The sequence below is a fragment of the Marisediminitalea alba genome (assembly GCF_002993365.1).
Taxonomy (GTDB): domain Bacteria; phylum Pseudomonadota; class Gammaproteobacteria; order Enterobacterales; family Alteromonadaceae; genus Alteromonas; species Alteromonas alba.
In genome coordinates this window covers 1-12811 of record NZ_PVNP01000103.1, presented here as the reverse complement: position 1 = coordinate 12811, position 12811 = coordinate 1, and the positions used below count along the sequence as shown (strand labels likewise).

Sequence of the window (12811 nt, the reverse complement as noted above, 5' to 3'; positions counted from 1 at the left end):
CTGACCAGTCAACGGCAATGACAGGATGTTTACAGGTACAAAATAACCGGCAAATCATTGCATAGATAAACGGTACTTCACGCTGGAGGTGACCATTAGATAACAGCCGGTCAGCCCGCTTAATACGGTGTTTCTCATAGGCATTGGAACGGATACCGCGCCCCATACTGGTCACAGTGGCCGAACCGCTCTCAATCAAGCTTCGCACACAGGCGACAACGGCCTGTTTGCGGGTTTTATGCATTTTATGGCTGACAAAAGAGACAAGATTGTTCAATATAGAGCGTGCATTCATGGTGTTTTCTGTGTTGGTTTTTTTTGGCGAAAGATCTGATCACCAAATGCCATGAATGTTCCCTAACTCTTTGACTTTATTTTACTATTCGTGGGGATAGCTCAGAACTAAAGTATAAATTTTCAAACCTTTATACCCCTTCGGTAACTCAGATGATCACATTAAGCCCTGCTGGGCCAGAGAACACACCTGATTATCGGCCACAATAAAATGGTCGAGCACCTCAACATCCACCAGCGCCATGGCATGTTTTATATCCCGGGTTAAGCGGATATCTGCTTCGCTGGGCGTGGGATTGCCCGAGGGATGATTATGCACCAGAATAATCGCTGCCGCGTGGTCGGCAATCACCTGCCTGACGATTTCCCGGGGGTAAACAGCAGCGGCATTTATAGTACCGGAAAACAGCTTTCTGAACATAATTAACTGATGCTGGCTATCGAGCATTAATACGCCAAACACTTCCTGTTTTAAGTCGCGCAGCTCAGCCCGCAGGTAAAATTTAGCATCTTCGGCGCAATGAAATACCGAGCGTTTATATAATGGCTCAGCCAGTTGGCGGCGGCAGATTTCCATGGCCGCCTGGAGCTCGCAATAGCGGGCTTTACCAATGCCAGGCAGCGCACAGAGTTCGTGACTGGAGGCGGAGATAACTCCGCGTAAACTACTAAAATGGGCCAGTAACGTTCCCGCCAACTCCAGTACGGTAAGACCCCGGGTGCCGCTACGCAGAATAATCGCCAGCAGTTCGGTATCAGATAATTGCTGAGGCCCATATTTTAGCAGTCTCTCGCGGGGCCGCTCCTGTAGCGGCCAGTGATGAAGTGTCAGCGTCATAACATCTCTCGGTAATGTAACGTTGATAACCTCAACAGACTAAGTGAAAAGTTGCCGACCAACTACTGCACCTGAGCCGGGTTTTCGCTACACACCAGGTGCCGTGCATGCTAATCTTTGACTGTTTAGCTGGTCGGACATAGACACATGACGTTACAAGGTAAAAAAATAGTACTGGGGATTAGCGGCGGCATAGCGGCCTATAAAACCCCTGATTTAGTGCGTAAATTGGTCGCTCAGGGTGCGCAGGTTCGCGTGATCCTCAACCAGTCCGGCGGGCATTTTGTCAGCGAACTGTCGCTGCAGGCCGTGTCGGGTTTTCCGGTTAGCACGGATTTACTGGACCCCAGCGCAGAAGCCGCCATGGGCCATATTGAGCTGGCTAAATGGGCCGATATTCTGCTGATAGCGCCAGCCACTGCCAACACCATGGCTAAACTTGCTCACGGCATTGCCGACGACTTACTGACCACGGTATATCTGGCAACTTCGGCAACGGTGTGTATTGCCCCGGCCATGAACCAACAAATGTGGAAAGCTAAACCAACTCAACACAACCTGCGATTATTACGGAGCTATGAAACGCACATTCTCGGCCCTGCTGACGGCGCCCAGGCCTGTGGCGATATCGGCCCAGGCCGGATGCTGGAACCAGAAAAAATCGTTGAATGTTTAAGCTCAATACTCAATAAGCCGCAGCCATTGCGGGGTAAACGCCTGTTGATCACCGCTGGCCCCACCCGGGAAAGCCTCGACCCGGTGCGTTTTTTGTCTAATCACAGCTCGGGCAAGATGGGTTTTGCCATTGCAGAACAGGCCCGAAGCCTTGGTGCCGAGGTAACCCTGATAGCCGGCCCGGTTGCTTTGCCCACGCCAGCTGGGGTAACGCGAATAAATGTAGAAAGCGCCGGACAGATGCTCGAAACTGTTATGGCCAAGGTAAACAGTCAGGATATTTTTATCGCAACCGCTGCCGTCGCCGATTACCGGGCAGAAAATGTAGCGGACAATAAAATCAAAAAAAATGCCGATGAGTTAACACTTACTTTTGTAAAAAACCCTGATATCCTAAAAACAGTAGCAGGTTTGCCTAAGCCACCATTTTGCGTTGGTTTTGCTGCAGAGAGCCAGGATGTTGAAGCTTATGCAAAACGGAAACTGGCCGATAAGAAACTCGATATGATTGCGGCGAATGATATTACGGTTGCCGGATTAGGGTTTAACAGTGACGCCAATGCGTTACAGGTGTTCTGGCCGGAGGGGCACTGTGATTTACCCGCCCAGCCTAAAACTGAGCTCGCACTGGCGCTGTTGAACGTAGTCATTGAACGATATCAAGAAAAAAACGACACACTGTCATTATAATTCACAATAAAGTGGAAACTGTTGTCACTCAATAATATGGTGGAGGAAGCACTTTTATTATGCCTGCTGCAAAACGAACTAACCGTAGAGCGCAAATTCTACAGGCGCTCGCCGGAATGCTGGAAACCAGCCCCGGTCAGCGTATAACCACGGCGAAGCTTGCTGAAAAAGTAGGCGTATCGGAAGCCGCGCTGTATCGTCACTTTCCCAGCAAAGCCCGGATGTTTGAAGGCTTAATTGAGTTTATTGAGGAAACCCTGTTTTCGCGCATCAATAAAATTATCAATGAAGAGAAAGACACGGCAGCCCGTTGTCAGCTCATCCTGCACCTCATTCTTGGCTTTGCCGAAAAGAATCCCGGCATTACCCGCATTTTGAACGGTGATGCGCTGATGGGCGAGCAGGAACGATTGCGTCTTCGCATTGCCAAACTGTTCGAACGTCTGGAGACTCAGTTGAAGCAAGTGTTACGGGAGCGCCGTTTGCGCGAAGGCAAAGAGCTTGCCGCCGATGAAGGACTGATTGCTAACACGCTTATCTGTTTTACAGATGGCCGGATCAACCAGTTTATCCGCAGTGGTTTTCAGCGTAAACCTACCGAGCATTTCAATGAACACTGGGCCTGCTTTAAGCAGTCCTTTTTCATCTAACAGACGCTGACGATTGCAGACTGAGACCAACCGTTTATTTGCATTCCATGCGAGGCAAACTACAGTTAACTTAGATTAAACCACTGACTTTATTATGCCTCGCACCTCGCTTTACAACCTGGATGATATTCTCTGCGAAGCGGAAGATATCTTTATTGAACACAGTTACAACGGCGCCGTAATGGATGAAATTATCGCCCGTACTGAGTTTAATCGCCGGGGGTTTTATCTTGAGTTTGGCAGCAAACTAAAGTTTCTTTACGCCGCCCTCGAGTATTACGATACCCACAAGCTATCGCCCATTCTTGCGCACCTTGAGGATCATCAGGGCCTGGCGTCTATTGAACGCTTCTTTGCTGCTTACATTGAACATATTTATGGCCGCGGCTGCCTGCTGATTAACATGGTAACGGAGTTAGGCAGCGAAGATGATCATATCCGCTCTTTGGGCCGCCACTACCTCGACAAACTGCAGTTGGCGTTTATCGGCTGCCTGGAACAGGCGCAGCGCCAACAAACCGTGCAACCCCATATCAACGTTGAGGCGGTAGCCTTACAGCTCACCAGTTTCGTGCAGGGATTTGCTATCAACAGTATTCTGGCGGAAAGCGAAGAAGAGTTACATATCGCTACCCGCGCTCTGCTACAGCCCATTTCGCAGTAACAATTGTGCTTTCTCCTCTTGGAGAGGCTACCCTTCTCCCCTTATAATCTTCGCACTTGATATACCTTTTCAGCAGTAATAAAGAGAACATAAATGGCCGACAATAAAATGCTCTACCGGGTACAGTTTGTGAGTAATGGTGAACATTATGAGCTATATGTGCGAGAAGTCTCCCAGGGCGGATTATTCGGGTTTGTAGAAATTGGCGATTTTGTCTGGGATAACCACAGCCACATTGTGGTGGATCCCTCCCATGAAAAACTCAAAACCGAGTTTGCCGATGTCACCAGCACTTTTATTCCTATGCATAATGTGCTTAGAATCGACCAGGTAAAAAAACAAGGTAGTGCCAAAATCACCGAGTTATCGGATAAGGTAACGGCGTTCCCCGGTCCTATTTATACCCCAAAGAAAGATTAACCCTGCGGGCCTGTACTGACACAAGGATTATTCTGACATGCTGATATTTGCAAGCTTTGCTGCGCTGATTCTGTTGTTGATTTTTTTTGGTCTGAAAGTTCAGAACTTACAAAAGCAACTGCAGCTTTGCCAGAACAGCCTGAAAGCCACGTCAAGACGTATTAGCGATGCTAACGGCAGTATGGTGGTGCTCTCGCAACAAATACAGAGCTTTCTGGCTGAACGTCTCGACGCCTCACACAAACGGGGTTTAGTGAACGCTAAGCACTATGAAACACTGCAACCGATGTTTGAAAAAATCAGCGCCGTGGCAGTGTATTGCATGGAAAAAGGCATGTCGGTTGAAGAAGCCCTTAATGCCGCTTTACAGGATGGGGAAGTGACCCTGGAGCAACTTCGTGAAGTGATTAAGGTTCAGCCCAGTGATATCCGCATGGCCTGGAGTAAAAACACCCTCGATGGTTTTATTATCGCCTGCCGCGGCCTTAGCTTTCCGCCTACCAAAACCGAAAACAGTAAAGCAGAATAATTAAACAAATCCCACGCGCCTCTTGCAGAGGCGTTTTTTTTTGACTAAAATACTGTATAAATAAACAGTATTTTATTATGTCAGCATCTATCAGTTCGCTTATTAAACATCCCCTGGTTTTTCGGGGCCGGGACCATCGTCACACTGCCGATGGCGAAGAAGCACGGCTGCCGTTCGGCCAGGCTAATCTGGATAAAGCCTGCGCCGGCGGTGTGCCAGCCGCTGGCGCAATGAGTATCAGAGCGCTTGCCGGGCAAGGTGAACTTCAACTGCTGAATAACGTGCTGTTGCAAAAAGCCGCTACGCAAAAGCGCATTATCTGGTTGCCTAACCGGATGCACTTAAACCCAAACTGGATGTCGCAAACGCCATATCAACAACAATCCTGGGTAGTCAACACCACTAACGAAGCGGATGCCCTGTGGGCCTGCGAACAGGCAATCCGTAGCCAGGCCTGTTGTTGTGTAGTGATGTACCTGGCTCAGATAGAACCGAAGGCTGCCCGACGCCTGCAGGTACTGGCGAGGCAATACGACTGCCTGGTGGTACTGGTTCATCCCGGTCACAGGAGTCCGGGTGCGTTGCCGGTGAACATTGATATGGAGCTGATGTTCAATTCGCGGCAATGGTTTGTTCATTTACACCGGGTAAGCGGTGCCTGGCCGCAACAGCATATTGCCATTGAACACCCCCTTCCGGCCTCTAACAGTGCCATTGTTAACGCGTTCAGGCAGTACAGTAACAGCGCTGCAACGGCTATACACGAAGTCAGTTAATCTGATGCACTGGCTCTATCTGCATTTTCCACGGTTGCAGCTCGATCAATTTGAGCAGCTTCATCCTGAGCAAACCGCGCCAACGGTAGTGATTGACGGAACCGACAATACGGTTTGTCAGTTATCAGCAGCGGCCATCACTGTTGGCATTAAACCGGGTATGGGCTTAGCAGAAGTAACCGCTATGCATGCGCAAACCTGGATTATTGAATATTCCGCCAATAGCGAAAGCAGCCAGCTAGAGCAACTGGCTACTACCCTTTATGCAATTGCCTCCGATATTGTCTGTGTTGCCAGCAATGGTATTGCCATTAATCTGAGTCCGCTGGTGCGTTATTATCAGGGGCTGGATAATTTTATGGCGCTATGTGAGCGAACGTTAACCGCCCAGCGAGTGCACTTTCATTTTGGCTCTGGCACCACGATCGAAATTGCCCGGGTGCTGGCTCGCAGTCGCGTTAACCGGGTAGAGTCGGAACCTGAACTGGCCAATTATGATCTTAAAAACTGTGCGTTGCAGGCCACTGAACTCCCCGCCAGAGAAATCGAACAGTTAAACCGAATTGGTATTCGCACGCTGGGGCAACTCATTGCGTTACCACTGGAGGAAATTGGTAAACGTTTTAGTAACCACATCATCACTTACCTGTTGGCTATCAAAGGCGTAAAACAGCCGCCTTACAGCTTATTTCATCCACGAAAGGTTTTCAGCCAGTACCTGGAGCTTCCCTATGCGGTGGAGTCTGCACCGAGATTGAGCCGTTATATTGCTGTTGTGCTGGCCAATAATTGTGAATATCTGCAAAAGCGCAACCTGGCCACCGACACCCTGCAATTTGAACTTCAGCAACAGGAGCACGATAACCTGGTATTTGTGGTTAACGCCGGTACCGCTCATCACCATTTAAGTGAATGGCAATTGCTGGTCGACCTTAAGCTTGAGCAACTTAAGCTCGACTCTCCGGTAACATCGCTAACCCTAACCTGTGATCAACTGGTTGAGTTTGATCCGGAAAACCTGTCGTTACTGCAAAGCACCTACTCAAGGCTCGCTGAAAACATGCTGTTGGGTAAACTGCTGGCCAGGCTCGGCAACGATAGCGTGAAAACAGTTCAACAGATCAATGAGCACCGCCAGGATTATGCTTTACAACAGACTTGCCCACTTCTTAATTCATCGGCCAGTTCAGAAACTAACGGCCAGCAACCGGCCTGGCTGATGGTTCAGCCTCAACCGCTAACCGAACAGACTCAAATTCTTTACGGGCCGGAGCGGGTTTATACTGGCTGGTGGGATGATCACCCGGTAAAGCGGGACTATTTTCTAGCCGTAACCGGCAACGGTCAGCGCTTGTGGGTATATCGGGATGATCAACAGCACTGGTATGTACACGGGTACTTTGGCTGATGATGTTTGCTGAACTGGTTTGCCAGAGTAACTTCTCATTTTTAGAAGGGGCCTCTCATCCCGAAGAGCTGGTTAATACTGCCGCCTTTCTGGGCTATGAAGCCATTACCATTAGCGATGAATGTTCGGTAGCCGGGGTTGTAAGAGCCCACGCAGAAATCAAGGCAAATGGCTTACCCATTAAGCTGCTTGTTGGCAGTTTGTTTCGGCTGGAGCCGGATTTGAAAGTGTGTTTACTGTGCCCCGACAAAACCGCTTATGCCGAGCTCTGCCGTGTTATTACCAATGCACGGCGGCGCAGTGAAAAAGGCCATTACGCCTTATCAGAATGGGATCTAAAATCGGTAAAGTCGTGCCTGGCTATCTGGTTACCGGCGTATAACAATAACGACAGGCAATGGGCAGAGTTTTTCGCTAAGTTTTTCAGTGAGCGCTGCTGGATTGGCGTATCGCGTTTATTAAACGGCAATGATAACGCTCACTTCGCTGCGGCAATGTCGCTGAGTGAAAAGTATTGTTTCCCTCTGGTGGCCACCAACCAGGCACTGTTTCATCACCCCGACCGTCAGCAAACCCAACATGTTCTGCACGCCATCCGCACACGCAGTACGGTGGCCGATTTAGGCCGTGATGGCTTACCCAACCAGGAACGCAGCCTCAAAACACTGACCAAACTTACCCGCCTGTATCCTAAGGCGTGGTTAAGCGAAAGTGTGAGTATTGCCAGCCTTTGTCAGTTTAGTCTGGATGAACTTAAATATCAGTACCCCAGCGAGTTGGTGCCCAACGGCTATACAGCAACCAGCTATCTTCGCCACTGCGTTGAAGCAGGGATTAAAAAACGATTTAAACAAGGTGTGCCTCAACCTATCAGAGAGACCATCGAAAAAGAGCTGGCGCTGATCCATTCAGAGCAATTTGAATACTTTTTCCTGACCATTTACGACATTGTGCAATTTGCCAAAAGCCGCGGCATTCTGTATCAGGGCCGGGGCTCTGCAGCGAACTCCATTGTTTGTTATTGCCTTGAAATAACCGCCGTGGATCCGCGCCAGATAAATGTGTTGTTTGAACGCTTTATTTCCAAGGAGCGTAACGAGCCGCCTGATATTGATGTGGACTTTGAGCATGAACGCCGCGAAGAGGTTATCCAGTATATTTATGCCAAGTATGGTCGGGAGCGGACTGCACTGGCGGCAAGTGTAACGACTTTCCGCTTTAAAAGTGCGTTTCGGGAAGTCGGCAAGGCATTAGGGTTGCCTGAATCGCTCCTGGGTTACTGGTTGAAACAATTTAACCTTCGCGATCGAACCCTTGGCTGGCAAAGCCAGTTGCAGGAGCTGGGCATCGATCAGGATGGCCGTACCGTTAAGCTGTTAATTAGCTTAACGGAGGATCTCATTGGCTTTCCGCGGCATTTATCTCAGCATGTAGGTGGCTTTGTGATTTCTGCTGGCCCGCTATACGAGCTGGTGCCGGTTGAAAATGCTGCCATGGCAGAACGCAGTGTGATCCAGTGGGATAAGGACGATCTGGAGTCTTTGGGGCTGCTAAAAGTGGATGTCTTGGCGTTGGGTATGCTCACCGCAATACGTAAAGCCTTTTCATTGATCAAAGAGCGTTACCAACAGGATTTATCTATTCCCTTTATCTCTGCTCATGGCAGTGATAAGCAGGTATTTAAGGCTATTTGCAAGGCAGATACCGTGGGAGTTTTTCAGATTGAATCGCGTGCGCAGATGACCATGCTGCCTCGATTAAAACCCGTTTCTTACTATGATCTGGTAGTCCAGATAGCGATTGTCAGGCCCGGTCCGATCCAGGGTGACATGGTGCATCCTTATTTACTAAGAAGACACGGTAAGGCGCCGGTCAGCTACCCTTCTGATGAAGTAAAGTCGGTACTGAGCCGAACGATGGGTGTGCCTATTTTTCAGGAGCAGGTGATTCAGTTAGCCATGGTTGCGGCAGGTTTCACCGGCGGCGAAGCCGATCAGCTCAGAAGAGCCATGGCTAGCTGGAAGAAAAACGGTAAGCTACGCCAGTTCAGAAGCAAATTGATCGACGGCATGACACAGAGAGGCTATAAGCCGCAATTTGCCGAGCAGCTGTTTGAACAAATTTGTGGCTTTGGCGAATACGGTTTTCCGGAGTCTCACTCTGCTTCTTTTGCCGTACTGGCTTATGCCTCAGCCTGGCTTAAGTATTATTACCCGGTGGAGTTTTATGTTGGTTTGCTTAACAGCTGGCCAATGGGCTTTTACTCACCGGCGCAACTTATTCAGGATGCTGCCCGACATCAGGTTTATGCGTTGCCGGTTGATATTAATGAAAGCAGTATTGATCATACTGTTATTGATAACCACCACTTCAGACTCGGCCTGAGACAAGTGAACGGCTTATCAGACAAAGCCATGAATACACTGATATCACAACGCCCGGATAAAGGTTTTGCCAGCCTGACTGAGATTAAATCCCTTGGCCTTAGTCGAAGTGAACTGTCTGCACTGGCCAGTGCAAACGCTTTAAAAACGCTGGCTAAAGACCGCTTTAATACCCGCTGGCAGCTGATGGACTCGCAGTTGACACTGCCTTTATTAAAAGACCAGAGTGAAAGCACGTCACAGATGTTGGCGCCAACGGCGGTTGAAGACCTGATTGAAGATTACGCGTCGCTTAATCTTTCTTTGTCGCAGCATCCGGTAAAGCTACTCTTAGAGCAACATCCCCTTCCCCACCTGACACTGGCCAATGAGGTCCTAAACAGAGCCCATAAGTCTCCCATACGAGTAGTAGGCTGCGTAGTGGGCCGACAAGCGCCAGGCACCGCGGGCGGCGTAACTTTTATGACGCTTGAGGATTATACCGGTAATCTGAATGTGGTGGTTTGGCAGAGTACCGCAAGGTTACAGAAAAAGGCCTTCATCAGCAGTAAGATCCTTGAAGTCAGGGGAATACTAGAACGATCAGAAGAAGGCGTAACCCATATTATTGCCGGTAAACTTATCGATCACAGTGACAAATTTGAGAAGTTACTGATGCATTCCAGGGACTTTCATTAGTGATAGTTTGCAATTCACATAAGAAAATACGTATGTATCGACGAAAACGTATATAAAACACACAAACTTTACCGTAATCTAGTGTTATTGATGTTTGGAAGTAAACTTTGTTATGAACAGCTTTAAGGGTATCGCTTCTATTGTAAGCCGCCTGGCAATAGTATTTTTTATCGTCGCAGGAAGCTATAGCCGCGCCGACACAGTGGTTATCGGTACGCAGAATTTTCATTATTATCCTCATTACGATTTCACCTCAGATAATGATAAGGGCCTTGCCTGGGCGATTTTCGAAGCGTTTAGAGCTACTACCAAGCATGAGTTTGTTTATATTTCTATGCCAGTTCTGCGACTCCAAAAAGAGCTGGCTAAAGGAAGTGTAGATTTTATCTACCCGGATAACCCCAAGTGGTATAACCCGATTATCAGTAATACCCTGAAAACCTTTAGTCGGCCAGTAACAAAGGCGCTGGGAGGGACGATTCTACGCCCCGAGAAAGTGGGTGCCGGAATTAACGAAATTCGCCGACTGGCAATGCCGTTGGGCTTTACACCGGTTAACTGGCAGGAAAGAGTGGATAAACAGCTTACTCATCTGATCCGGGTTAACGATACCCTCAATGCGTTGGAACTGATCGCTAAGAACAAGGCCGATGCAGCCAATCTCGAATACCATGTCACCCAGCATATCGCTTCTCAACAACCCACTCTTGGCAAGTTTACACTGGACCCAAAGTTACCTCACGATGGTGTGGCTTTTATGTTAGCAACAATCAACCATACCGAGTTGCTGGCAGAATTTAACACCTTCCTTGTTTCACACCAGGCATTAATTAAACGACTTCATCAGCAGTACCAAATTAAATCACCGGAGATTATTCTTAATAACTTGAGTGACCAATACTACTGATTTTGATGTGTAATTTTTTCCTTAGCAGATAAAATCTTAACATCATTCCCTTTTCCTCTCCCTTAATAAACCTGAAATATCAATGAGTTACAATTGGCTAACTATTTGCTTTGTTGATTTCAAAGGAGTGAATATCATGCTTAAACCTTATTTTCTTTGTATTTTTCTGTTTTCTTTTTCCAGCTTTTCTTTTGCTAACAATCAGGCTGTTTCTGTTGGTTACCTTAACGGCTTCGATGATATCCAGGGCGTTAGGGTCGCCTGGCGACCAACAACTTTGGATATTGATACTACCTGGCTGGGCGATGTAGACGTCTACCTGGAAGGTAGTGTTAACTTTTGGCGTTACTCGCAAAATGGTAATAGTGAAACGGATACCAACTTTACCGTGGCACTGACTCCGGTAATTATTAAGCGCCTTGGAACAATCAGCGACGAGTATCCGGTCTATCTGGAAGCCGGGATCGGATTAAGTGTGGTTAGCGATCAGCACTTTGCCGGTAAGGATATCGGTTCGCATTATCAGTTTGAGGATAAGCTTGGCCTTATTATCGACCTGGATCAAAGTGAAAAGCTCACTCAGCAAGTTGCTGTGAGGTTTATTCATTATTCAAATGGTGGACTGAATAATGATAATCCCGGTCTGGATTTTCTTAACCTCGCCTATATCGCTCATTTTTAATAGATTTGCCGACGCTATGCTGTTGCCTGCCGGCAGAGTATTGCAACCATATACAGCCGGCACAACAAAGTGGAATCTGATTGTTTCACGGCTCATACGCCTTAATTGCAAATGTCTCTGGTACCTGTGTTTGTCTATGTACTATAGTTAATCTATTACTCATGGTATTTAGTAATGATGAAGCATTCTTTTTTCCGCAAATATGCAGGTTCCTTTTCTTTGCTCCTTTCCTCAGCACTGTCATTTAGCTCTGCCTGCGCTGAAACTTATGTAGTAGCATCACAAAATATCGCCTATTACCCACATTATGAATTTTCGGCGGTAAAAGACAGAGGTTACGCCTGGGCTTTGCTTGAAGCCTTTGCAGCTGACCAGGGTATTAAATTTGAATATGTAAGCATGCCTGTACTGCGACTGCAGATTGAGCTTGAGAAAGGTAACGTGGACTTTGTTTACCCTGATCATCCAACCTGGACGAATCCTGTAAATGATAACGCTACCAAGCACTTTAGCGCCCCTTTAACAGAAAGTCTGGTAGGTACCTTTGTAAAACCAGAACGCTTTGGACAGGGTATTTCATCTATCAGAAAAGTGTCTATCGTATTGGGTTTTTCCCCTTTGTACTGGCAGGACCGTATCGATAGCGGGCAAACCAAGCTTATTTCGGTGGCAGACAATAAGTCTGCTATCTATATGGCGCAGTGGGACAGAGCTGACGCCTTTGACATGGATTATTATGTTGCTCAGTATCTGATGCAGAAACTTGATGATGTGGACGATTTTAAACTCGATCCTGACCTGCCGGTTACTGTAGTCGAATTCTGTTTATCAACGGTCAAAAACCCACAGCTATTATTAGAGCTTAATGAATTTATAGCCAGCAACCCAGGCTTGGTCGCCATGCTTAAAGCCCGGTATAACATCGGTAACGCCCGTTACCGGCTTGAGTCTATTCCGGCAGGCCTACAGTAGTTTTTTTGTTGGTGTTTATTATACCAATTGCATTAATTAATTGACCAAATTTGTCCACTCTCTCCAACAGAGATTTTTGACTCGCTCAACATCCGCAATGAATGTATTCCAGGCACGAGAGACCTGTTCTACTATTTCTTCGTAACCTCGAAATACCCGGTTTGATAAGCAACGCTGCCGTAGCCATTGCCATACCTGTTCCATCGGGTTCAGCTCCGGAGAATAGGCTGGGAGTTTTACGAGA

General features: G+C 47.7%; 13 protein-coding genes and 1 pseudogene. 11 read left to right on the top strand and 3 right to left on the bottom strand.

Annotated features, from left to right (window positions below; all coding sequences use genetic code 11):
• Positions 1-295: pseudogene (locus C6Y40_RS10670) on the bottom strand (IS4 family transposase); the annotation flags it as partial.
• Positions 296-451: 156 nt separating this feature from the next.
• Positions 452-1126, bottom strand: coding sequence for a RadC family protein (gene radC, locus C6Y40_RS10665; RefSeq protein ID WP_105934575.1), 675 nt, complete (start codon positions 1124-1126; stop codon positions 452-454).
• 153 nt (positions 1127-1279) lie between these two features.
• Here radC and coaBC point away from each other — a divergent pair, with 153 nt between their 5' ends.
• The 11 genes from coaBC to C6Y40_RS10610 all read left to right on the top strand — a co-directional run bounded on the left by coaBC (position 1280) and on the right by C6Y40_RS10610 (position 12567).
• On the top strand, positions 1280-2497 hold the full coding sequence (coaBC, locus tag C6Y40_RS10660) for a bifunctional phosphopantothenoylcysteine decarboxylase/phosphopantothenate--cysteine ligase CoaBC (protein ID WP_105934574.1): 1218 nt from the start codon (positions 1280-1282) through the stop codon (positions 2495-2497).
• 59 nt (positions 2498-2556) lie between these two features.
• Positions 2557-3147: a nucleoid occlusion factor SlmA gene (slmA, locus tag C6Y40_RS10655; RefSeq protein WP_105934573.1), complete on the top strand. Its 591-nt coding sequence runs from the start codon at positions 2557-2559 to the stop codon at positions 3145-3147.
• Between the two features lie 94 nt (positions 3148-3241).
• Positions 3242-3811, top strand: a complete 570-nt coding sequence (locus C6Y40_RS10650) for a TetR/AcrR family transcriptional regulator (RefSeq protein WP_105934572.1) — start codon at positions 3242-3244, stop codon at positions 3809-3811.
• Between the two features lie 93 nt (positions 3812-3904).
• A complete protein-coding gene (locus C6Y40_RS10645) occupies positions 3905-4231 on the top strand; it encodes a DUF1820 family protein (RefSeq protein WP_105934571.1) in 327 nt (108 codons plus the stop codon).
• Between the two features lie 37 nt (positions 4232-4268).
• Entirely contained in the window at positions 4269-4760 is a 492-nt protein-coding gene (locus tag C6Y40_RS10640) for a hypothetical protein (RefSeq protein ID WP_105934570.1), read from the top strand.
• Positions 4761-4837: 77 nt separating this feature from the next.
• On the top strand, positions 4838-5536 hold the full coding sequence (locus tag C6Y40_RS10635; RefSeq protein ID WP_105934569.1) for a hypothetical protein: 699 nt from the start codon (positions 4838-4840) through the stop codon (positions 5534-5536).
• A 4-nt stretch (positions 5537-5540) separates the two neighbouring features.
• Positions 5541-6944, top strand: coding sequence for a Y-family DNA polymerase (locus tag C6Y40_RS10630; protein ID WP_105934568.1), 1404 nt, complete (start codon positions 5541-5543; stop codon positions 6942-6944).
• Complete coding sequence (locus C6Y40_RS10625; protein ID WP_105934567.1) at positions 6944-10006, top strand: error-prone DNA polymerase; 3063 nt, start codon at positions 6944-6946, stop codon at positions 10004-10006. The genes C6Y40_RS10630 and C6Y40_RS10625 overlap by 1 nt, the downstream gene beginning before the upstream one ends.
• A 112-nt stretch (positions 10007-10118) precedes the next feature.
• The gene (locus C6Y40_RS10620; protein WP_105934566.1) at positions 10119-10913 is read left to right on the top strand and encodes a type 2 periplasmic-binding domain-containing protein; all 795 of its coding nucleotides are present in this window, start codon (positions 10119-10121) and stop codon (positions 10911-10913) included.
• Between the two features lie 136 nt (positions 10914-11049).
• Positions 11050-11595: an acyloxyacyl hydrolase gene (locus C6Y40_RS10615; protein WP_105934565.1), complete on the top strand. Its 546-nt coding sequence runs from the start codon at positions 11050-11052 to the stop codon at positions 11593-11595.
• Between the two features lie 174 nt (positions 11596-11769).
• Entirely contained in the window at positions 11770-12567 is a 798-nt protein-coding gene (locus C6Y40_RS10610; RefSeq protein ID WP_105934564.1) for a substrate-binding periplasmic protein, read from the top strand.
• Between the two features lie 36 nt (positions 12568-12603).
• Here C6Y40_RS10610 and C6Y40_RS10605 read toward each other — a convergent pair.
• On the bottom strand, positions 12604-12811 hold a 208-nt coding region (locus C6Y40_RS10605; RefSeq protein ID WP_170308458.1), incomplete at its 5' end, for a transposase.